Source organism: Neotamlana nanhaiensis, assembly GCF_000943555.1.
Classification (GTDB): domain Bacteria; phylum Bacteroidota; class Bacteroidia; order Flavobacteriales; family Flavobacteriaceae; genus Neotamlana; species Neotamlana nanhaiensis.
The window spans coordinates 408218-430679 of sequence record NZ_JTDV01000002.1 but is presented as its reverse complement, the minus strand read 5'-3'; the positions used below and the strand labels follow the sequence as shown (position 1 = coordinate 430679).

The 22462-nt window shown below is 33.6% G+C and carries 17 protein-coding genes; 2 read left to right on the top strand and 15 right to left on the bottom strand.

The genetic code is table 11. The features are described 5' to 3' along the window. Nucleotide 1 precedes the first annotated feature (1 nt). Genes PK35_RS05015 through PK35_RS05005 form a run of 3 tightly spaced genes read right to left on the bottom strand, consistent with a single transcriptional unit; the run spans nucleotide 2 to nucleotide 4100 of the window. Nucleotides 2–1696 (bottom strand): DUF6909 family protein, encoded by a 1695-nt coding sequence (locus PK35_RS05015; RefSeq protein ID WP_044625581.1) that lies wholly within the window; start codon nucleotides 1694–1696, stop codon nucleotides 2–4. Nucleotides 1697–1736: 40 nt separating this feature from the next. Next, complete coding sequence (locus PK35_RS05010) at nucleotides 1737–3230, bottom strand: GH3 auxin-responsive promoter family protein (protein WP_044625580.1); 1494 nt, start codon at nucleotides 3228–3230, stop codon at nucleotides 1737–1739. Then, nucleotides 3231–4100, bottom strand: coding sequence for a M23 family metallopeptidase (locus PK35_RS05005; protein ID WP_044625579.1), 870 nt, complete (start codon nucleotides 4098–4100; stop codon nucleotides 3231–3233). Between the two features lie 158 nt (nucleotides 4101–4258). On the opposite strand from PK35_RS05005, the gene tatA reads away from it, so the two are divergent. Continuing rightward, nucleotides 4259–4441 (top strand): twin-arginine translocase TatA/TatE family subunit, encoded by a 183-nt coding sequence (gene tatA / locus PK35_RS05000; RefSeq protein WP_044625578.1) that lies wholly within the window; start codon nucleotides 4259–4261, stop codon nucleotides 4439–4441. 75 nt (nucleotides 4442–4516) lie between these two features. On the opposite strand, the gene PK35_RS04995 is transcribed toward tatA, so the two are convergent. The 3 genes from PK35_RS04995 to PK35_RS04985 form a co-directional block, all read right to left on the bottom strand. Further along, complete coding sequence (locus tag PK35_RS04995; RefSeq protein ID WP_044625577.1) at nucleotides 4517–5530, bottom strand: DUF4837 family protein; 1014 nt, start codon at nucleotides 5528–5530, stop codon at nucleotides 4517–4519. Between the two features lie 24 nt (nucleotides 5531–5554). Continuing rightward, entirely contained in the window at nucleotides 5555–7096 is a 1542-nt protein-coding gene (locus PK35_RS04990) for a lytic transglycosylase domain-containing protein (protein ID WP_082048530.1), read from the bottom strand. A 147-nt stretch (nucleotides 7097–7243) separates the two neighbouring features. Next, nucleotides 7244–8431 (bottom strand): phosphoglycerate kinase, encoded by a 1188-nt coding sequence (locus PK35_RS04985; RefSeq protein WP_044625576.1) that lies wholly within the window; start codon nucleotides 8429–8431, stop codon nucleotides 7244–7246. Nucleotides 8432–8606: 175 nt separating this feature from the next. On the opposite strand from PK35_RS04985, the gene PK35_RS04980 reads away from it, so the two are divergent. After that, the gene (locus tag PK35_RS04980; protein ID WP_044625575.1) at nucleotides 8607–9761 is read left to right on the top strand and encodes a DNA polymerase III subunit; all 1155 of its coding nucleotides are present in this window, start codon (nucleotides 8607–8609) and stop codon (nucleotides 9759–9761) included. Between the two features lie 165 nt (nucleotides 9762–9926). Here PK35_RS04980 and PK35_RS04975 read toward each other — a convergent pair whose 3' ends face one another. The 9 genes from PK35_RS04975 to PK35_RS04935 form a co-directional block, all read right to left on the bottom strand. Continuing rightward, on the bottom strand, nucleotides 9927–10772 hold the full coding sequence (locus PK35_RS04975) for a DUF4249 domain-containing protein (RefSeq protein ID WP_044625574.1): 846 nt from the start codon (nucleotides 10770–10772) through the stop codon (nucleotides 9927–9929). A gap of 4 nt (nucleotides 10773–10776) precedes the next feature. Beyond that, nucleotides 10777–13152: a TonB-dependent receptor gene (locus tag PK35_RS04970; protein WP_044625573.1), complete on the bottom strand. Its 2376-nt coding sequence runs from the start codon at nucleotides 13150–13152 to the stop codon at nucleotides 10777–10779. A 172-nt stretch (nucleotides 13153–13324) separates the two neighbouring features. Next, the gene (locus PK35_RS04965) at nucleotides 13325–14218 is read right to left on the bottom strand and encodes a LytTR family DNA-binding domain-containing protein (RefSeq protein ID WP_044625572.1); all 894 of its coding nucleotides are present in this window, start codon (nucleotides 14216–14218) and stop codon (nucleotides 13325–13327) included. A 74-nt stretch (nucleotides 14219–14292) separates the two neighbouring features. Further along, complete coding sequence (locus PK35_RS04960) at nucleotides 14293–14811, bottom strand: OmpH/Skp family outer membrane protein (protein ID WP_044625571.1); 519 nt, start codon at nucleotides 14809–14811, stop codon at nucleotides 14293–14295. A gap of 358 nt (nucleotides 14812–15169) precedes the next feature. Further along, nucleotides 15170–16027 carry a class I SAM-dependent methyltransferase gene (locus PK35_RS04955; RefSeq protein WP_044625678.1) on the bottom strand — a complete coding sequence of 286 codons (858 nt, stop codon included), beginning with the start codon at nucleotides 16025–16027 and terminating at the stop codon, nucleotides 15170–15172. A 69-nt stretch (nucleotides 16028–16096) separates the two neighbouring features. Next, complete coding sequence (locus PK35_RS04950; protein WP_044625570.1) at nucleotides 16097–16561, bottom strand: hypothetical protein; 465 nt, start codon at nucleotides 16559–16561, stop codon at nucleotides 16097–16099. Further along, nucleotides 16558–18429: a tRNA uridine-5-carboxymethylaminomethyl(34) synthesis enzyme MnmG gene (mnmG, locus tag PK35_RS04945; RefSeq protein WP_044625569.1), complete on the bottom strand. Its 1872-nt coding sequence runs from the start codon at nucleotides 18427–18429 to the stop codon at nucleotides 16558–16560. The genes PK35_RS04950 and mnmG overlap by 4 nt, the downstream gene beginning before the upstream one ends. Nucleotides 18430–18484: 55 nt before the next feature. Continuing rightward, nucleotides 18485–18907 carry an rRNA maturation RNase YbeY gene (ybeY, locus tag PK35_RS04940; RefSeq protein ID WP_044625568.1) on the bottom strand — a complete coding sequence of 141 codons (423 nt, stop codon included), beginning with the start codon at nucleotides 18905–18907 and terminating at the stop codon, nucleotides 18485–18487. Next, nucleotides 18900–22343, bottom strand: coding sequence for a DUF4175 family protein (locus tag PK35_RS04935; RefSeq protein ID WP_044625567.1), 3444 nt, complete (start codon nucleotides 22341–22343; stop codon nucleotides 18900–18902). Before PK35_RS04935 ends, ybeY begins: the two co-directional genes overlap by 8 nt. Nucleotides 22344–22462 lie beyond the last annotated feature (119 nt).

Here is a 22462-nt window from a genome sequence, read left to right as displayed (position 1 = left end):
TTTAAATATTATTTAGTATTTGTTTTAAAATTGTTCTTGTTATTAAATATGTTGGTCTTACTCCAGAGGTTCCTAAACCTCCCGAAGCAAGAGTTGCTCCTGTTTCTAATGGGTTGTCACTAGCATAATAGGCATAACGTACTTTTACGTCTGGTCCAATACTGCCGCGTACTTTAGCCGCTGCTTGAATAGCCTTTTGGTAATGCGCACCTTCCATTTCTAACCCAATAACTTGCCAAGTTGAATTGTAAAAAAACTTTAAAATATCTTTGTTCTGTAACGAGGTTCCTAAAACGGTTATCATTGAACCTTCGTATACATCGACACCCTGCCCTTCTAAATCTTCTTTTTTAAGTTCGTTTTCAAAAGGGTAATTATCGGCTGTTCCTTCAAAAATATGTGCTGAAGGAATCATAATATCGCCTTTACCGCCTTCTAAAATACCTGCTTTCCCCATTATGGAAACAGATTCCACATTTAAATGCACTTTTTTGCCTTTGGTTTGATAGGGTTTTAACAGCTCGTCAATAGTTTCGTAAGCCTGTTCACCAAACGCATAATCCATTACTAAAATAACAGGTTGAGTTTGATTTAAAACTGTTTCTGAAACCTCTAAGTCTATTTTTGAGGCATCAAGTTTTGCGGTATCGAAAATTTGAACATCAATATTTGCGCCCGATTTGTCATCAATATAAATCATGCCTTTTTGCAAGGCTTCTTTGGTTATTTTATTTCGTAACGTAGCATTTTCACTTTTGCTTAACGCTTCATAAACTTGAAAAGCATCCTTTTTATTGAATTCTGTTTTTAAAGCACTAAAAGCAAACAACGTATTCATTACACTATGCATATTTGCACTAATGATATGAATAGGGCGATTTAACAATCCATTTTTATAAAGCGTTTCCTTTACGGTATCGGCCCAAATTTCACCATGAATGTGATGCCCAATACGTTCTCTTAAAACTGGTGTAAAAGTAACAGTACGCTTATTGTTATTTACCTGTTCTTCAATAGCCAATTTACCCAACCAATATACAATATGCAGTAATCGTTCGGGTTGCTTTGGTGTTGCAAAACTATGGTAAACAGCAGTAATTTCTTTAAACGTTCTTCCTAAAATATTTGCCGCATGAGTTATGGCTATTTCGCGTTCTTCTTGGGTTAATTTCTTTTTATTTAAAACAACTTTTTCAAGTTTTTCCCAATCGCGCGTAGTATTACCTTCTTCGTTAATTATAACACGATTACTTATTTTATGAGACTCAATAAATAAGAAAGTTAGATGCGTTAAAATATCATAAATTTCTGATCGCCCTCGTGTAATTTCAATATTCATTTGTTCATTATCTATACGATAACAATTACGACGACGTTTTTCAGGAATTATAGGTTTAAAATGTGAGTTCGAGTAACCTTCATCACTGGTTAAATTAATAAAAGTACATTCTTCTATTCCCGCAGGAAGTCTATCAATAACGTAAAGTAAACCCTCAAGTTCGGCTTTTTCATCGGCTACCGACCCATAAATTTCAGGACGCAATAACAATAACGCTTGCCTTAAAGTTTCACCCGAAATACCCATAGGTTTATAAAACCCACGATTAAATAAATGTCGCATGGTAATGTACATGCGCTCTATAGCGTTTGAGCTTTCTTGAGCTCTGGTTCTTCCTTGATGCTTTTTACTATTCATAAGTAGATTTCGATCGGATACAAATATAGTACTATTTAACTTAACTGGTTTGAGGAAATTGGTCTACAATTTTTCGGTCGTTTGCAAGTCGTGGTAATTTGTTTTGTCCGCCCAATTTACCAATAGATTTCATATAGGCCTGAAAACCACCTTTTTTAACAGGTGTTATTTTTAAAGTTTGAAGCACGTTTCCTTGAATTAAATCGAAATAATACGTGTTTTGTTTTTGAAGGGATTCATCTATTTTTTTTGCTAATTCTGAAAGATTATCGGGTTCGTTTTCAAACTCAACAAACCATTCATGGTATGGCAAGCCTTCGTTAGGATTAATTTGAGGTGCCACCGTAAACTCTGAAACTTGAATATTTGTACCAGAAATAGCATCTTGCATAGCCTGTTCTACTTCTTTACCAATAACATGCTCGCCAAAGGCCGAAATAAAATGTTTTATGCGACCAGAAACAATAACACGATAAGGTTTTGTTGATGTAAACTGCACCGTATCGCCAATATTGTAAGCCCATAACCCCGCATTTGTAGATATTAACATAACATAATTAACACCAATAACAACATCTTTAATCGTAATACGTTCAGAGTTTTCTGTAAAAAATTCATCGGCTTTAATAAACTCGTAAAATATGCCCGAATTTAATTGCAGCAACATGCCTTTTTCGTTTTGCTTATCTTGAAAAGCAAAAAAACCTTCACTAGCAGGGTAGAGCTCTATGCTATCAACCTTTCTGCCAATAAGCTTCTCGAATTTAGCACGGTAAGGCTCATAATTTACGCCTCCAAAAATGAAGAGGTTAAAGTTTTTAAACACCTCTCCTACTGGTTTTCCTGTTTTAGTAATTAGTTTCTCGAAATACATTTGCACCCACGACGGAATTCCAGAAATAACTGTCATGTTTTCTGGTAAGGTTTCTTCAACAATAGCATCAACTTTTGTTTCCCAATCGTCAATACAATTGGTTTCCCACGACGGTAATCTGTTTTTTTGCAGATATTTAGGCACATAATGCGCTACAATACCAGATAATCGCCCTAATTGAATTCCGTTTTGCTCCTTTAAAATGGGACTTCCTTGTAAAAAAATCATTTTACCATTTACAAACTTCGCATTACCCGTTTCTTTAATATACATCAAAATAGCATTTCTAGCCGCTTCAACATGTGTTGGCATACTAGCTTTGGTAATTGGAATATATTTTGAGCCCGAAGTAGTTCCTGAAGTTTTAGCAAAATAAATGGGTTTGCCTTCCCATAAAATATCGGGTTCGCCTGCAACCATACGCTCTACATAAGATTTTAACCCTTCGTAATCGCGAACAGGAACACGCTTAACAAAATCGGCATGATTATTAATGCTTACAAAATCGTGATCTTGACCAAAAACTGTTTTTGTAGCCGTGGCAATTAAATCTTGAAACACTTTTTCTTGTGTTTCAATAGGGTTATTAGCCCATTTTTGTATGCTTTTATATACACGTTTGGCAAATGGTTTTGCTAACGCCGATTTTAATGATATCATTTATTTAAAATCTATAAAGTTTGTTGGGTTAATTGGGTAGCCATCGTTCCATAATTCGAAATGCAAATGCGGACCAGTACTTAATTCGCCAGTATTTCCTGCTGTTGCAATTACTTCTCCCGCTTTTACAAGCTCGCCTTGCGACTTGGTTAACGAGCCATTATGCTTATAAATTGATATTAAACCATGGCTATGCTCTAAAATAATAACATGACCTGTGTTGGCTGTCCATTCGGCAAAAATAACAATACCATCGGCGGTGGCTTTTACAGGTGTGTCTTTTGCAACCACAATATCTACGGCATAATGCTTTTCTTTAGCATTGTAAGCAGAACTAATGGTGCCATTTACCGGTGGAAATAACACAAAGTTTGTTGCCGATATAGCCGATTCGAATAAGTTATATTTATCTTCTTTATCTACTTTTTCACGTAATAAGGAATCTTCGGAGTTTGGATTTAAATTAACTTCGGATGCTTCAATTTTTATGGCATTTACAATAGAATCTTTATTAAAATCTTCGGCACTTATATCGCCTTTTAATACTTTTTTTATGGAAGTATAATATGTCTCGTTCATAGCAATAACTTGCTGTAACGAGTCGGTTTTATAATTAAGCTCGGTCGCCCTCTTTTTTAAAGCTGTTGAAGAATACCCAGGAATATACTCGCGCAAAGGTGTAAACGCAATAATTAAATAGGTTAAAGCTATTAAAAACACCGATACCAAAGAGCCTAAAACAAACACATTTAAACGCGTAAGCTTAAACGATAAACGCTCTTCGAAAGTAACCTCGTTAAGTATAAGCAAGCGGTACTTATCGAGTAATTTCTTTTTAATTTTTTTTGGTTTCTTTTTTTTAGTAGCCATAGTTGAACAAAAATAATAGAAATTATTAAAAGCCATACGCTTTTAAGTAAAGTATAACGTGATAAAAAGGTTTTAAATATAAGGCTATGCTAAAATTATGTTTAAACCAACTTTAGTTAAAGTTTAATTAGTAACTTTGTGCTTTAAAATTTAATATTATGAGCTTATATATGTTACCATTAGCAATTGGCCCATGGCAAATAGCCCTAATTGTGGTAGTTGTTTTACTATTATTTGGAGGTAAAAAAATACCTGAATTGATGAGAGGCCTTGGTAGCGGCATTAAAGAATTTAAAGATGCTAGCAAAGAGGAAGAAACCGATGCATCGAAAAAAGAATAATTTTACTTTTTCTTTATAATAAAAAAACCAGCAGATTTGCTGGTTTTTTTGTTTGTATTAAACTGAAACAACTGATCATTCAATTTTAACCGATTTGATAATAGCTTCGAGTTCTAACATATAATTTCTTTTTTCAACTGAAGGAGCAAAAGCAAAACCTTCAATAATTACCCAGCGGTTGTTTGTTTTATCTTCAATAGCATAATCTATAAATGGGCCACCCATAAAATCGTTGGTTAGTTCCCAAATGCCTTTTGTTTCTAAAGCTGGTTTATTATCTACAATGGTTTCTTTTAAATAAGGTGCATAAGCCGACTCTGTTACCATAAACGACGATATGGTTTGCCCATTAGCATCTAAATTACCATCTAGCCTACCACGAAAGTATTTTTCTCCAATAGAATCTCTTAATTTTATTATTTGTAACACCGTACTATCATTTCTTTTAATGCCATCATGTGGTAAGTCGTACATCATTAAATGCATGTGCCCAATGGTAATACTTTTTCTAAACCAGAAAAAATTATCACTTTCTTTCGCAACCGAATAAATGGATGGAAATTGAATGGTTAATCCCAATTTTTCTTTAATTTGAGTATAACTATGGGGTGATTTTTCCATTTGTGCTAACCTCGCAGCCAGCTCTACATTTCTAAAAACATCAACAATTTTTACTTCATTTTCTATAATCAAATCAATAATTTCTTGCTTTGTTTTTCCCGATATTACAATTACTTTTTGCGGTTTAGCATAGGCATCGTCTAACACTTTTAGGTCAGCTTCTTTGCCTGTTTCAATTTTTAAAACGGTTCTGTTTTTAGTGACAAAACCCGAAAAAACAGCTGGCGGAATTTGACTAATAGTAAACGTTGGTTCGTCTTGAGGTAAGCCATAAATAGGTTTTGCTAACACGCTTCTTACAGCTTCACCAACGCTACCATCCCACAAATCGTTTTCCATAACCACCGATACATTGTTTATGGCACCCGTGGCATCGGCTATGTAAATATCTTTATCTGATTTCTTTTTATTTCCGCAAGACACTAAAAAAAACAGTGTAAATGCCGATAAAATAACGTAACGTATCATTTTGTTTTTGGTTTTTAAAAGAAGTTAGCTTTTCCCAATTTTAAGCTTCATTCCTGGTTTTAATTTATTACCACTAATACCGTTCCATTCTTTAATATTTTGAACAGAAACTCCAGAAAATTTTTGTGAAATACTCCAAAGCGAATCTCCAGACTGTACTGTATAAATGGTAACCTCGCCAGAAATAGGTTTAGGTTTTATAGTTTGCGTTGTTGTTGAAGCGGTTTTTTGCGGCGTTGAAACATGCGGTTTTCTTGGAAAAATGGTTAATCTTTGCCCAATACTTAAATCGTTATTTCGTAAACCATTCCAACGTTTTATATCGCTAACACGAACCCCGTACATTCTTGATATTTTTCCTAAATAATCGCCCGATTTTACACGATACCGTATTTTCTCATCGGCATTAAAAAATTGTGGCAGTGGCTTTTCACGTTTGTCAAATTCGGCTTTAGCAAAAGCATAAATAGAATCTTCGTTAGTTACAAAAGCACCCATAACTTCGCGAGGTAATCTTAACGTGTATTTTTCTTCTTTTATAAACGGAATAATATCTAATTTATACGACGGATTTAAAAATTGAAGCGCCTCAATTGGCGTACCCGTTACTTCTGAAACTTGATCGAGCGTTATCATCTGCTTAACTCTTACAGTATCGGTTTCAAAATAGGCGGTTTCTGGTTTTATTTTTTTAAAACCGTGTTGTTCGGCATATTCAAAAATATACATGTTAGCTAAAAATGCTGGTAAATAACCTGCTGTTTCTCTTGGTAAATTATGTCTGATATTCCAATAATTTTGATAACCTCCAGAACGACGAATCGCTTTTGAAACGTTTCCTGGACCAGAATTATAGGCTGCTAAAGCCAAATCCCAATCGCCAAATATTTCATAGAGTTTAGCTAAATATTTTGCTGCGGCTTCGGTAGATTTTATAGGATCGCTACGCTCATCAACATAACTACTTACATCGAGTCCGTACATTTTACCTGTGCTAAACATAAATTGCCATAAACCAGTTGCTCCTACTCTAGATCGTGCTCTAGGTTTTAACGCCGATTCTACAATGGCTAGATATTTAACTTCCAAAGGAATATCATACAAATCGAGCTCGCGTTCAAACATTGGGAAATAATACGCGCTTAAGCTAATTAATTTTTGAATGGAATTTCTACGATGTTTCAAGTACGATTTTATAACACTTTCTAACGACGGATTATACTCCACATTAAACGGTGTTCTGGCATCGAGTTCTTTTAATCGTGCTTTTAAGGTATCGGTTGGTAATTCTGGAAAATCAACATCTTTAAAATCGAGTTCGGTAACCGATTTGTAAATGGTATCGAACAAGGCGTTGCTATACAATTCTTCGAGCCATTTTTCATCTATTTGCGCAGCAAATTCGTTATCTACAAATTCTTTTACTTGGGTAGAATCTGGTTGTACTTCTATTGTTTTGATGGTATTTTTAGTACCATCAATAATAGAATCGGTGGTTTGAGAAAATCCTAAACCACACACAAACAAAGCGATATAAAAACGAATAGCCATAAAATCGGTTAACATGTTAATCAACGACATTATGGCTAAATTCGTATTTTTTAAGGGAATTAAAAAACTTAAATTTAATTTTTTATGTTTGATTAGTAATCGCCTGAATTAAAGCGATTATAAAATCACACAAACAACCCTTAATTTATTTTGAAGCGTATTTTATTCTAAAATTGCAGCAATACCTGGTAATGTTTTACCTTCTAAACTTTCAAGCATAGCGCCTCCACCAGTACTTACATAACTTACTTTATCATCGAAACCAAACTGTTTAACAGCAGCAACAGAATCGCCACCACCAACTAATGAAAACGCGCCATTTTTAGTAGCTTCGGCAATAGAGTTTCCTAATTCGATAGTACCTCCAGCAAAACTTTCCATTTCAAAAACGCCTAACGGACCATTCCATAAAATGGTTTTACATTGCATAACAACATCGTGGAAAATTTCTCTCGATTTTGGCCCCGCATCAACACCTTCCCAACCATCTGGAATAGCATTAATATCTACAGTTTGTGTATTGGCATCGTTACTAAAATCATCGGCAGCAATAGTATCAACAGGGATGTGTACTTTTACGTTTTTAGCTTCAGCTTGTTTTAAAATCTCTAAAGCCAACTCCATTTTATCATCTTCACAAATAGAATTTCCTATTTTTCCGCCTTGCGCTTTAACAAAAGTAAAGGCCATACCTCCACCAATAATTAAATGATCTACAGCATCTAAAATATTCTCGATAATAGTAATTTTTGAAGATACTTTTGCTCCTCCTAAAATACCTAAAACTGGTTTTTCCCCTGTTTCTAATACTTTTTTAATACTTTCAATTTCTTGAGCTAATAAACTACCAAAGCATTTTTTATCTTCGAAAAACTGAGCTACAATAGTTGTTGAAGCATGTGCACGGTGTGCGGTACCAAAAGCATCATTTACGTAAATATCACCTAATTTAGATAGTTGTTCTGCAAAGGCAACATCGCCCGCAGTTTCTTCAGCATGAAAACGTAAATTTTCTAACAATAAAATTTGTCCTGGTTGTAATTTTGCCGCAGCTTCTTCGGCAGTTTCGCCAACACAAGCCTTAACAAAAGTAACTTCTACTCCTAAAATATCTTTAACGGTTTCAACGATATGACCTAACGAAAACTCATCTTGCACACCTTTTGGACGCCCTAAATGCGACATTAAAATACAGCTACCACCATCTTCTAAAATTTTAATAATAGTTGGTTTTGCTGAAACAATTCTTGTGGTATCTGTTACCTCAAATTTATCGTTTAAAGGCACGTTAAAATCTACACGAATAAGTGCTTTTTTATTTTCGAAATTAAAATCGTTAATCGTTTTCATTGTTTTGTATTTACTATTTAGTCCTACAAATGTAACTAATAAATAGCCTAATTAAAATGCGATTTTACACGAAAACGATATAGCTGATAAAGATTTTTTTTATTCTTAAACTTTTAGTCCGTTTTTTATACGTTACTTAATTAAAATTAAAACAAAAAAATATGTAGGTTTGCCTATGCTATTTAATGAAATTATAGGACAAGAACATATAAAAAAGCACTTAACCCAAAGTGCCGATAATGGTCGCATACCACACGCACAGCTATTTGTTGGCAACGAAGGTTGTGGCACTTTACCCATGGCCTTAGCTTATGCGCAATACATTTTGTGTAAAAATACTAATGCCGAAAACACTGGTGGTAACGATGCTTGTAACCTAAAATTTAAGAATTTTTCGCATCCCGATTTGCACTTTGCATTTCCTGTAACTACCAGCGATAAAGTAAAAAAACACCCTGTTTCTAGTCATTATTTAGAAGAATGGCGCCAACTTTTAAACGAACAACCTTACGGAAATTTATTCGACTGGTACAAACTACTTGGAGTAGATAACAAGCAAGGTCAAATAGGTGTAGATGAAGCTCAAGATATCGTAAAATCACTATCACTAAAAGCTTATGAAGGTGGCTATAAAATTCTTTTGGTTTGGATGGCCGAAAAAATGAATACTGCCGCGGCAAACAAACTTTTAAAACTGATTGAAGAACCGCCTGCAAAAACGATTTTTTTATTAATTGCTGAAGACGAAGAGCAAATTATTAACACCATTCGCTCACGCTGCCAAGTGTTACACTTTCCGCCGCTGGCCGAAAACGACGTAAAAGAAGCTTTAATTAAACAATTTAATATCGCTGAAGCTGATGCTACCAAAATTGCGCACCAAGCTAATGGCAATTACAATAAAGCTTGCGATTTGGTTTATAGTGATAGTGAAGATTTACAATTTGAAAAATGGTTTGTGTTTTGGGTACGCACCGCGTTTAAAGCAAAAGGCAATAAAGCTGCCATTCACGATTTAATTTCATGGAGCGAAGAGGTTGCTAAAACAGGTAGAGAAACCCAAAAACAGTTTTTAAATTTTTGTTTAGACTTTTTTAGACAAGCCTTACTACTAAATTATAACGCCAACGATTTGGTGTTTTTTGAACCTAAAAGCGAAGCTTTTAACTTGGCTAAATTTGCGCCTTTTATACATGGCAATAACATTATGGATATTAGCAACGAATTACAAGATGCTATTTATCATATTGAACGCAACGGTAACTCTAAAATCATTCTAACCGATTTGAGTATTAAACTCACGCGTTTATTGCATAAAAAGGAGAATTAAGGGTTGGTTGGCATAAATTTATGAGTCATTTATTTGTAATTTAACTGATTTAAAATAAACAAATTAAATCTTTAAATAGCGCTCTGAAAGCTATTAATTCTTTTAAAAAAAAAGACCTGTCAGGTTTTTGAAACCTGACAGGTCTGATTCTATTAAAACCTTTTTTTACTCGAAAGTATAAGTAGCCACATCAACCTCGGTGACTCTAAAATACCCAAAAGCATAATTATCGGGGTTTGTTGGGTTTATACAATTGCCTTTTATGAGCGCAGCTGTAGATGAAAACGGATTGCCTCCACTGTAATACTGTTCTATTAACAATCTCATGTAATTATAGTATGATTCCGAAATACCATAAAGCTCAATATCTACCGTGTCTCCGGCTTGAAATGGCGCTTGGTTATTGTCTTCGTCATCTTCTTTTTCAAAGAAATAATACACTTCATTTCCGTTTACAAATTCATCCGAAACATCGGCAAAAAAGGAAAACAAATCACCTGTTTCATAAAAATTTAATAAGTAATAATTTTCTTCATCAACAGGATCATCAAAATACACATTAACTTCAAGTAATTCGTCATCAAATCCGCCTTCAATACTTTGGTTTATCTCCTTAATTTCCGGAACTGCCATTAAAGTTTCGGTAGCTTCATACGTCTCTCCATTATAACTCACTTGTAAGCTATATGTATTACCAATTATAGGCTCGAAACTGTTTGTAGTATAGCTGCCATCATTTTCATCTGTAAAGTTAAAAATATCGCCCGTATTCATGTTTGTAACCACTACATTTGCTCCCGTTACTACGGTAATATCCTGTGTATTAAAATAAGGTGACGATAGGCTTAATTTTATGGTTTGATTGTTTCCGGTTGTTCCTTTTTCCCAATCTAAAGAAGCTTCAATTACTAAGCGCGTTTCAGCGGTATCAACATCAACATCAATAACATCTTCGCAGGCCGAAAAAATAATGCTGGTTAAAACAAATAGGGTTTTTATATAGTTTTTCATCGTTTTAAAATTTAAAATTATAAGATACCGACGGAATTGCTCCAAAAATTGAAATTCGCGTGGCTTCGTTTAAACCTGTTTGGTTGTTTTGGCTAAAACCAACCGAGGCTGCATTTCTGCGATTATAAGCGTTGTAAATACTAAATACCCACTCGCCTTTCCAGCGTTTATCTGGGTTTCTATTTGGAGTTAAGGTTGCCGATAAATCTAATCTGTGATACGTTGGTAAGCGGTTCTCGTTTCGATTGGCATAGGTTGCTACCGACAAGCCTTCGTAGTTGTATTGTCCGTTTGGATAGGTAACTGGTCGCCCTGTTTGAAACACAAAATTAGAACTAAAACGCCATTTATCATTTAATTTATAAGAACCTGTTAGTGAAATATCGTGTGTTCTATCATAAGCCGTTTTGTACCAATCGCCATTGTTAATTCCAGGTCCGCCGGCATTTCCGCCTAAGGCGCGCTGCTCCGATTTCGATAAAGTATAGGCTAACCACCCCGTGAAATCGCCTTTATTTTTACGAAGCAGTAATTCCATACCATAAGCTCGGGCTTCGCCATTTAAAATTTCGGTTTCAATGTTGTTGTTACCAATTAAATCTGATCCGTCAATGTAATCAATACGATTATCAACATGTTTATAATAACTTTCTAACTCTAAAGTATAAGCGTTATCATTAAAATTCCTGTAATAACCCACCGCATATTGGTTGGAAATTTGCGGCTTAATGTACTGTCCGCTTGGTGTCCAAACATCCAAAGGCGTCACCGAAGCAGTATTGGATAATAAGTGTAAATATTGTGTCGATTTTGTATAACTCGATTTAACTGAAGAAGCATCATTTAACTGATACGACACCCCAAAACGAGGCTCGAAATACCCAAATGTTTTAATACTTTCGTTTTTACTATAACTCGTTTCACTTTCGGCTTCACCACGCTCATAAATTCCTAAATCGCTATTGTAAACTACCGGTTGATTATTAACATAATTCGTAATGCTTTGGCCGCCTAAACGCGAAAATGTACTGTATCGTAGCCCATAATTAAGTGCCAATTTATCGGTAATTTGATGTTCGGCACTAGCATAAACAGCACCTTCGAAAGCGCGTTTTTCATCTAATTTTAAAGGATTAATTGATGATGTTTCGGTTGAAGGTTTTACTTCACCAGGATTTACATTATAGATTAATCCGCTTACACCAAAATCGAGGGTTAAATTATTGTTGACATAATAGCCTAAATCGTATTTAAGATTATAATTGGTAATATCAGCATCCCAATCGAGCTCAATAAAGTCAAGCACAATGTTATAATCGTATTTACTGTAAATGAAGGATAAATTTGAAAATAATTTGTCGTTTATAACATGGTTCCAACGTAAATTTCCAGTGGCATTACCGTAATTATTAGTAATTAAACCCGATAAATCGAAAGCGTCTCGTCCAAAATAACCCGACAAATACAATTTATTGTTTTTATTAATCTCGAAATTAGTTTTTAAGTTAAGATCGTAAAACGATATTTTATCATCTTTTACATCCTCAATAAGCGGCATAAATAGATGCACATATGAGGTTCGTCCCGCAATTAAAAACGAGCCTTTATCCTTAAAAAATGGCGATTCTGCGGTTAATCTGCTTGAAATAAGTCCAACACCGCCATTTAAAGCAAATTTCTTGCTATTTCCGTCCTTTTGACGCACATCGAGTACAGATGATACTCTTCCGCCAAATTTAGCTGGAATATCGCCTTTATAAAGCTTTATATTTTTAATAGCATCGGCATTAAATACAGAGAAAAAACCAAATAAATGCGAGGTGTTATAAATAATAGCTTCATCGAGTAAAACTAGGTTTTGATCGGCGGCTCCACCACGCACATGAAATCCTGCTGAACCCTCGCCATTATTGGTAACTCCGGGTAACATTTGAATGGATTTTATAACATCTACTTCGCCTAAAACCGCAGGCATTTCTTTAATAGTTTGCGCATTAAGTTTAGACACGCTCATTTGTGGTTTTTTAATGCTAACAGTTTCCGATTCTTCGGCCACTATAATAACCTCATCGAGAGATGTAGCCGATTCTTGCAACTCGAAATCGAGTTTTTGATCGCCGTTTAATGTAATTTCTTGTGAATACGTGTTATAACCCACATACGAAATAATTAACGTGTAACTGCCTTTTGGTGCGGTTAACGAGAAAAAACCATACTCGTTGGTTGAGGCCCCAAAATTGGTGTTTTTTAAATACACGGTTGCTCCTAAAAGCGTTTCTCCGTTGGTGGTATCGGTTATGGTACCACTAATACTGAATTTTTCTTGAGACAAGCATAACAAGCTCGTAAACAAGAAGATGACTAAACATAATTGCTTCATTAGTAACTGTTCTGTTTTTTATGATTTGATAAATTTAAGATTTGTTTGTAATAAAAAATCGATTTTTACTTTATGGCTTTGTTAACGCAAAATAATTTTAAATATTGACGAACCTTGTAATGAAGACGATCGTTTGGAGTGAATTGTTACATATATGGAGTGAAAAAATAAACTACATAGAAACAACCACATCAAAAGTACTTATAAATGAATTTGAAACAGGTATTTTTTGCATTTCAAAATCGGCTTTAAATACTAAAAAAGCTTTACCATTTTTACGTAATAAATGCTCAATATGCATCATATTTACAGCAAACGATCGGTGACATTGCTTTATAGGATATTGTTGCATTTGCTGTATAATATTCTTCAATCGGTTACGCACAATATGCTTTTTTATCACATTATTTTTAATAAAGTAAATTAAAACATATTGGTTACTCGACTCTAAATACATTAAATTATTTACAGGAATTGAGATATCTATTTGATTATTTTCATCACGTAATTCTACGCAATCTTCACTCGAATTTTGAGCGTATTTATGCTTAAAAAAATGCAGTTGTTCGTCTAATGTTTTTACTTCAGATTTTAACCGTTTTATAGCAATAAAAATTACCGTTCCAAAAAAAGGAAATATTAAAATAAGTAATAATTTAGGATACATTTTTATTTGAAACCACAGGTTTAATTCTTCTTCAAAATCGTTTCCTAAATCTGGAATAATAAACGCCATTCCAAAATTAACAATCTGTAAAAGCAGCGCTTCAAAAAGTAACCAACCCAAATATTTTTTACTACTAACGTTAGTAATATGAAACCATTTTCTGAGAACAAATTGTGAAAGTGATAAGGCCACAAATGTGGTTAATGCGATAGAAAAAAAGAACAAAAACTTATTTAAAGTACTATTTTCAGGGTTCGACATTTCTTCAGAAATACCATAAGGCTGAAAAATTATTAAGAATAAATGCGAAAAAACGATGGCAGAAATAATGTAAATCCTCTTCGATTTATCGTCGTTAAAATAATCGAAAGGTTGTTTTAAATAGTCTCGTACTTTCATGTAACAGTAATTAAATAAAAAAAGCCAGAGCATAAATAAAATACTCTGGCTTTTAAAACGTACTAAACGTTATATTATTTCTTTGAATAGACGTCGTTAAGAGCTGCTAAAATAGTTTCGGTTAAATCGTTTTCTTCAGCACCATACATTACTGTTGCCGCAGCATCACTTGTTCCTAAAATATAGGTGTAGCCATTCGTTTTACCATAATCTTTTACAAAATCTTTCACTTTCCCAATTACAGAATCTATTTCAGCTTGAAATTCTTGTGTTAACTGTTGTTGCTCAATTTGCATTTGTTGTTGCAATTGTTGTTGCTTTTGTTGCAAACCTGCCATTAATTCTTGCGCTTTACGTTGCGACGATTTTTGAGCCGTTGCTTGAGTAGATTGCACTTCGGCTTGAAATGCTTGCCCAATACTATCGGCTTTTTTTCTAAAAGCTTCATCTTTTAATTGAAACTTCGCCTCTACATCTTTTTTCTCTTGATATTCGTTAATAACTTCTCCATTATCAACAAAAGCAATTTTCTTTTCTTGTTGACATGCTGTTAATGCCAAAACTGCCAAAGCAGTAAAAAATAATTTTTTCATGGTTTTATGAAAATTAGTTAGATCTTTTTTTTAAATCAAACAAATGTAATAAAGTAAGTTTTAGAATAACCGAAATTTATTCTGTTTTTAACAAATAAAGAAAACTTATAACAAAAACAGGCCAAAATAAAAATTACCTATAAAAAACGACTCGTTTTAAAGCGTTTTAAGCACATTTCACAAAAAAGACATATTAGCGCCTATCACCCTTAAAAATGCTTTAAAATAAATTCTTAAAATAAATATTTTGGTTTTTAAGACTGAAAAATGAGCTCAAAACTTAAACTTTTGAATATTTTTAATAAAAAAGACATTTATGAAGCTCTTTTTAAAAACAAGAAGAAAAAAACGGAAATTACTATTCGTTCTTTTTAATAATATAAATTAGAGACGATGTTTCTTTTGAAGCTATTGCTTTTACATTTGAAACTAAACCAATAAAAAATCCTTTTAAAAAATTCATTTTGCCAGTTTTATATTTTTCAGATAACAAACTCACATAAAACGCATCGAACCACATTGGTTTTGTTTTAATAAGATTAAAACCAAAACGCTCAACTAAATTTTTAATAGATGTTTTATTAAAATGCCAAAGATGCCTAGGCACATCGTAAGCTGCCCAAAAGTTTTTATAATGTTTCGCATCATAACTTTTATAATTAGGAACAGCAATTATTAAAACACCATTAGGCCTTAATAGTTTTTTAAACACTTTTATATGATCTTCAAGATTTGGCAAATGCTCTAAAACATGCCAAAGTGTAATAACATTAAACGAAGCTTCTTTAAACTCTAAAAGCTTTTCAATATTAAAAACAGCGTTATTTGTTTTTTTATTAGCTATTTCTCGAGCCTGTTCGTTTGGCTCTACCCCACTCACCTGCCATCCATTTTTTTTCGCTGTACTTAAAAAATCACCCGTACCACAACCAACATCTAAAACATGTTTGCTTGACGACACATAACTATTTATTAAAGCTACTTTTTTATTTAAAGCATAAACACGAACTAAATGATACACTTTTTCAAATAAGTTTCTCTTGGCGTCGGTATGCGAAATATAATCTTCGCTTTTATAATATTCTGGTAATTTTTCATTTGAAGGCTGCGGATGCGTTTCTAAAAAACCATAGGTTTCGTTTTCTAACAACTGAAAATCTTCGCCAGAAACCGAATAATCCTTTACTTTTAAAATGATGCTTTTAGTTTGTTTTATCGTCACGAATTCACAAATGTTTTAAAAAAACACTTTTATTGAGTGTTTTAACTACTGTTCCACGTGGAACTACTTTAATTTATTATACAATTTGACTCCTAACAAGTCGGATAATTGAACTCCGAGAGTCAAAACATCTTCTTTATTTTCGCTTCTGAAAACAGTTTGATTTCTATTAGAACTAAAAAACTTAATAGTGTACTCCTTCCACTTAGATTGACCAAACTCTAAAAACCCAAAAGCATTTGTCTGCTTATAAGACTGAGGAAATAATGAAATATAGTCTGGATTCAAAAAAGTTTTCTTTAAATAAATCAACTTAAAACCAAAAACAGTAATCACCATTTTATGTTTAAAATCACTTCTAAAAAGATAAGAATAACCCACAAACATCAGACAAATAGAAACTAATGCCAAAGGAAAAAAAATTAAATTAATATAAGATATAGCACAACAAAAAACAACAAGAGGAATGCCAAATTGTGCCTTAATTTGAAAAGAAACCTTCTGTTTTAACTCAACAACCTTCATCATCTACCCATATAAACCAATAACACCGAAATATCATTTGGCGAAACACCACTAATTCTTGATGCTTGCGAAACAGTTGTTGGTTGTATTTTTTTCAGCTTTTCGCGCGCTTCAAAACTCATGGATTTTATTTTAGAATAATCAAAATCAGCTGGAATTTTCACATATTCCAATCGACTTAACTTATCAGCATTATTTTTTTCTTTAGCAATATAACCAGAATACTTAACCTGAATTTCGGTTTGCTCTATCACCTCTCGATCTAAATTATGCTCTTGAATATAAGCTTCAACACTTTCAACTTTTCTAACATCATCCATTTCAATATTAGGACGCGCAAAAATTTTAAACAATTTACCAGATTGATTAACCGGCGAAGATTTTTTAGACTCTAAAATAGGATTGATTTCTTCTGGCTTAACACTTGTGTTTTCGAAAAAAGACACAAATTCTTTAGCCGACTCATGCTTTTGCTCCATACGTTTTAATCGTTTTTCTGAAGCTAAACCTAATTCAAAACCTTTCGGCGTTAAACGCAAATCTGCATTATCTTGACGCAATAAGGTTCTATATTCTGCACGCGAAGTAAACATTCTATACGGCTCTTCTGTCCCTTTTGTAATTAAATCATCGATTAAAACACCTATATAAGCCTCATCACGTTTTAATATGAACGGTTCATTTTCTTGAACTTTTAAACTCGCATTTATACCAGCCATTAAGCCTTGTGAAGCCGCTTCTTCGTAACCCGTAGTTCCATTAATTTGACCCGCAAAATACAAACCACTAACCAACTTAGTTTCCAAGGTGTGTTTTAATTGTGTTGGCGGAAAATAATCATATTCTATAGCATAACCTGGACGGAAAAACTTCACGTTTTCAAAACCAGCAACCGAACGCAACGCTTTAAATTGAACATCCTCTGGCAGCGACGTAGAAAATCCGTTTATATAATACTCAACCGTATTCCAACCTTCTGGCTCTACAAATAATTGATGACGATCTTTATCTGCAAAACGATTTATTTTATCTTCAATAGACGGACAATAACGAGGTCCTAAACTTTTAATTCTACCATTAAACATTGGCGACCTATCAAACCCTTCACGAAGCAAATCGTGAACCAAAGGACTCGTATAAGACATATGACAAGAACGCTGATCCTTTAATGGTTTTGTAACATCTAAATATGAGAATTTCTCAGGATTTTCATCCCCAGGCTGCTCAACCATTTTAGAAAAATCTAAACTTCTACCATCCACTCTTGGCGGCGTTCCTGTTTTCATTCTACCAGAATCGAAACCTAAATCAACCAACTGCTCGGTAATTCCAGTAGCTGCTTTTTCACCTGCTCTACCCCCACCAAAATTTTTATCTCCAATATGAATTAAGCCATTTAAAAAAGTACCATTAGTTAACACTACAGATTTACCTCGAACCTCAACACCTAAAGATGTTTTTACACCTACAACTTTATCACCTTCAACAAGCAAACCAGACACCATTTCTTGATAAAAATCTAAGTTCTTTGTCTGCTCTAAAAGCATGCGCCAATCTTCAGCAAAGCGCATTCTATCACTCTGTACTCTCGGACTCCACATAGCTGGCCCTTTAGACTTATTAAGCATTTTAAACTGAATTGCCGAGGTATCAGACACAATACCACTATAACCTCCAAGCGCATCAATTTCGCGCACTATTTGCCCTTTAGCAATACCACCCATAGCTGGATTACAAGACATTTGTGCAATGTTTTGAAGATTCATAGTAACCAACAAGGTCTTACTTCCCATATTGGCAGCAGCTGCTGCTGCTTCGCTACCAGCATGTCCTGCACCAACTACTATAACATCATATACTTCGTTAAACATATCGTGGAAATTTGTAGCGTTCCACGTGGAACACTAATTAAATTTTGTAAAATTCTTAAATAAACTTCTGATTATAAAGCGCTAAGTAGAAATCTTCTTTGTCTCGCATTAGTTTAGCATCAGCATCTGTTTTGTCTTTATAACCACAGTAATGCAATACACCATGAATAATAACGCGCTTTAATTCCGCATTAAACGAAACATCAAAATCTTTAGCGTTATCCGCTACTCTTTCAACAGAAATAAAAATATCACCTGCAACGCGTTTACCAACACAATAATCGAAACTAATAATATCGGTTAAAGTGTCATGATTGAGAAATTCAACATTCAATTTATGTAAATAGTCATCATTACAAAACACATAATTTACTTCTTCTAAAATATGGTTTTCTTGCTCAATCGTTTCCTTAATCCAAGCAGAAATTGCATCCTCAGAAGACAGCTTAAAATCGGTTTCGTAATTAAATTCAATCATTAGCCTTATTAAAATATTGTTGTACTTTAACTTTATAAACAGGCTGCAAAGGTAATGCTTGTTTGTTTAATATTTCAGTGGTATTAAAATATTGTTTCGCTGTTGGAATTTGATTATTCGTGCTATTATTAAACTGATTAGAATTTGATTGTGACTCACGCTTATTATCCTGTTGTTGTTGCAATGTGGCATTCTCTAATTTTAATAATTGATGCTTTAATTGCATCATTTTTTGAAGCGTTTGTTTTGTAAAACCTTTGTTTAATAATTCTAATTCTACATTCTCCATTTGGCGCACTAAGCTTCGAGCATTGCCTTTTAATCCTTCTTTAGCAATTCGCTCTTCAAGGGCATTTCTAAGCTTTTGTTGTTCTTGGTAAATTTGAAACAACAACCCATTTAAATCTTCATTTGTACCTTCTCCATCTCCTGCTTCTTTTTGTCCTTCTTTACCGCTTTTGCCCTTACCTTTTTGGTCACTATCTCCTTCTTGGTTACCAGATTTTCCATTTGAATCTTCACCAGATTTACTTCCTTCTCCTTGCTTTTCACCATCACCTTGTTCCCCTTCACTAGGTTTACCCTCTCCTTTTTGCATACCTTCCTGCATCATTTTATTAAGCTGCTCCTGACTCATAATAATATCGGGCAACTGCATGTCACCAGAACTTCCTTGACCTTGAGACATACTTAAACTCTCCTGCATGTTATCTAGCACATCACTTAAAACATCGGCTAAATTATTGCTTGCAGTAATTGTGAATTGCTGATTTGAAATACCTTGATACACTCGATTATCGGCAAAGTTTTCCAAACTCTTTTCCATGTTATAATACACCTCCGAAATCTCATTATTAACCTGTTCGGAAAGTTTAGGGTTACGAAGCGATAAGGCAAACAAACTATCGTCTACATGCTCGAAATGCTCTAACAAATTATTTTGCTTTTTTAAGTTTGAAGCAAAACTATTATCGTTAGTTTCTGAAGTTTTAAACTGATTCATTAAGTCTTCTTGATCGAAAGAAAACAACACCAAGTTGTCTAAAATTTGACGCAGCGTTTCAGCATCTTCTTGCATCTGATCACCACCAGAAGCTTGCATAGCTTGTTGCATGCTTTGGCTCATTTCCATCATTTTTTTAGCCGCCTTCTTCTGACTTTTTTGAGCGTTTTTTAAGTTTTGCTCTAAACTATTCTCTTGCTTATTCTTCTCTTCAGAAGCATTCTCTTGGTCCTTCTTTTGCAACTCCTCAGAGGCTGTATTTTGTTCTTTATCTATTTCATTTTCTTCTAGCTTATCTCTAGGGATTCCGATTGGCTTTTTTAAAGACTTGCTCTCTTCTTCTAATTTAGAAATTTGCTTCTTGTATTCTTCAAACCTTTCGTTTAATGCATCCTGCTTTTCAACTGTGTTATCTTCTTTAGTGTCATTTGAAAGTTTTTCTTGCTCAATAGCCAGCTTCATTAAATCCTCTTTTAATTGCTCTAACTTCTTCTCAATATAATAGCGTTTAGTCAACTCTAACAACTGCTCTAAACTGCGCTTTTTATTCTTGTTTTGTTTGGCTAATTCTTCAAGCTTTTCTGTTAATTGTTCTTTGCTAATTTTATCTTGCATACGCTCCAACTCTTTTAGTAAACGTTCGTCTTTTTCAAGGCGTTTTTCGTTTTCATCTAAGCGTTGTTTTAAAGCTTCTTTAAACGGATCTTCTTTCTCTTCTTTTTGAAACTCATCAATATTATTATGCAGTTTATTATTAAAATGTTTCATCATCTCATCCTGTTCTTTTTGACGTTGGATAAATGATTTTAACTTCTTTTTATCATTAAAATTTAAATCGCTTTTTTCCTTTTGAAGCTGTGTAAGTTCTTCAAGTTTCTTCTCCTGCGAATTAAACTTCTCAAACGACTTTTGTAAATCGTTTATCGTTTTCCCTTGTTCTTCTAAATTGCGCTGCTCTTCCTCTTCTTGAGTTCGCTTTCTAAAAGAAAAAACAGAACTCTTAGCGCTTTTAAAACTATGAACAGCATCATTATCGAACACCTCGAAATAAATACTATAGGCTATACCAGGTTTAATATTTAATTGGTTTGGAAAGGCCGATATAAATTCGGCAAAATTAGTTTTAGAAATTCCTAAATCTACTACCTGCTTATCTTGAATATCATTAGATGGATAATACACCATTTGAGCTTTTTGTAAACCGTAATCGTCATTTAACTTTCCATAAAAATAAAGCGATTGGTTATCTAAACTATCTTGCTTTACATCCACCTTAATTTCAGGATAGGCATCTTTTATAACATTAATACTGAAGTTTAAATTCTCATAATTCTGCAACTTACTATTACTAGTACTTAATGTGTAATTGAAGTTACTAAAAACACGTTTGGACGCTTTAAAAGTTGTTTCGTTTTCACTAGAAAATTGAATGGTATCTTTTGAAAACAAAGTAATCGCATTGGTTGATTGAGCATCCAACACCCAAGTTATTTTGGTGCCTTCTGGAACCAAAGCACTACCAGAACTTTTTAAAACTTCGTCGGCCTTTTTAGTGTAACTCGGATAATTTAAATGCATTTGAAAATCGACAATACTTGGTGTTTTTACAACATCAATTTCGTAAGGTTTCGAGGTAACTTGGTTAGCTGTTAATTTAAAAGCGATTGCTGTTTTTGGCTTGTTAAAAACATATTCAAACTCTCCATTACCTTTCTGTTTTAAAAAATAGGTTTCGTTGTTGTAATTAATTTCAACCGTTTCAGGAATTACCTCACCAGCAGTACGAACTTGTAAGGTAAAATCTTTATTCTCTACGGCCGTTAAATTTTCGTTTACCACAAAAAACTCAAAAGGTGCCGGCGGTGTGTAAGCGGTTTTATAATGCACTACCCTATTGTAGCTATCGTTAAACCAATTAAAATTTCCAGACAACAGTGACAACAAAATAATTACAACCGGAATGGCAGCATATTTTAAATACTTAATATTCTTTTTAAAATTTACTGCCAGTTTAAACGGAATGGGTTTTAATTCTACAGATTTCTGTTCGATGCTTGCCAATAGCAATTCCGATTTTTCAGCATTATTTTCCAACTGAAAAACATTCAATAATTTATCGTTTACTTCAGGAAAATGCTGACCAATAATTTTTGATGCATCTAAATGGTTTATGCCTTTTTTAAGCTTAAATAATTTAGCCAAGGGCAACGCAATAAATTTTAATAGTAAGCCAAATTCTACAGCAATAAAAAGCCAGAATAAAACAGTACGTGCTGTTGTTCCTAACCAAAGTACATGTTCTATAAAAAGCGTGAACAAAAAATACAGCAATCCAATGGCAAAAAATAGAATAATGCCTTTAAGTAATTCGTTGGTATAATACCTTTTAATAAAAGCTTCAACCTTGTTTTGTATGTCTGTAAAATTTGTCATGATTTGGGTAAAACGCTATAAACTACTAAACTACAATTTTATTTTTTACACGCATCATAATTACACGTTAATTGTATCTTTGCAGAATATTTGTAAGCGTTAAAAAATCAACTTTAAAC

What these genes read in the sequence shown, in the direction of transcription:
- PK35_RS04980 (WP_044625575.1), top strand. Translation starts at nt 8,607, where the DNA reads ATGCTATTTAATGAAATTATAGGACAAGAACATATAAAAAAGCACTTA.
- PK35_RS05015 (WP_044625581.1), bottom strand. Translation starts at nt 1,696, where the DNA reads ATGAATAGTAAAAAGCATCAAGGAAGAACCAGAGCTCAAGAAAGCTCA.
- PK35_RS05010 (WP_044625580.1), bottom strand. Translation starts at nt 3,230, where the DNA reads ATGATATCATTAAAATCGGCGTTAGCAAAACCATTTGCCAAACGTGTA.
- PK35_RS04985 (WP_044625576.1), bottom strand. Translation starts at nt 8,431, where the DNA reads ATGAAAACGATTAACGATTTTAATTTCGAAAATAAAAAAGCACTTATT.
- PK35_RS04990 (WP_082048530.1), bottom strand. Translation starts at nt 7,096, where the DNA reads ATGTTAACCGATTTTATGGCTATTCGTTTTTATATCGCTTTGTTTGTG.
- ybeY (WP_044625568.1), bottom strand. Translation starts at nt 18,907, where the DNA reads ATGATTGAATTTAATTACGAAACCGATTTTAAGCTGTCTTCTGAGGAT.
- PK35_RS04995 (WP_044625577.1), bottom strand. Translation starts at nt 5,530, where the DNA reads ATGATACGTTACGTTATTTTATCGGCATTTACACTGTTTTTTTTAGTG.
- PK35_RS05005 (WP_044625579.1), bottom strand. Translation starts at nt 4,100, where the DNA reads ATGGCTACTAAAAAAAAGAAACCAAAAAAAATTAAAAAGAAATTACTC.
- mnmG (WP_044625569.1), bottom strand. Translation starts at nt 18,429, where the DNA reads ATGTTTAACGAAGTATATGATGTTATAGTAGTTGGTGCAGGACATGCT.
- PK35_RS04960 (WP_044625571.1), bottom strand. Translation starts at nt 14,811, where the DNA reads ATGAAAAAATTATTTTTTACTGCTTTGGCAGTTTTGGCATTAACAGCA.
- tatA (WP_044625578.1), top strand. Translation starts at nt 4,259, where the DNA reads ATGAGCTTATATATGTTACCATTAGCAATTGGCCCATGGCAAATAGCC.
- PK35_RS04970 (WP_044625573.1), bottom strand. Translation starts at nt 13,152, where the DNA reads ATGAAGCAATTATGTTTAGTCATCTTCTTGTTTACGAGCTTGTTATGC.
- PK35_RS04975 (WP_044625574.1), bottom strand. Translation starts at nt 10,772, where the DNA reads ATGAAAAACTATATAAAAACCCTATTTGTTTTAACCAGCATTATTTTT.
- PK35_RS04965 (WP_044625572.1), bottom strand. Translation starts at nt 14,218, where the DNA reads ATGAAAGTACGAGACTATTTAAAACAACCTTTCGATTATTTTAACGAC.
- PK35_RS04950 (WP_044625570.1), bottom strand. Translation starts at nt 16,561, where the DNA reads ATGATGAAGGTTGTTGAGTTAAAACAGAAGGTTTCTTTTCAAATTAAG.
- PK35_RS04935 (WP_044625567.1), bottom strand. Translation starts at nt 22,343, where the DNA reads ATGACAAATTTTACAGACATACAAAACAAGGTTGAAGCTTTTATTAAA.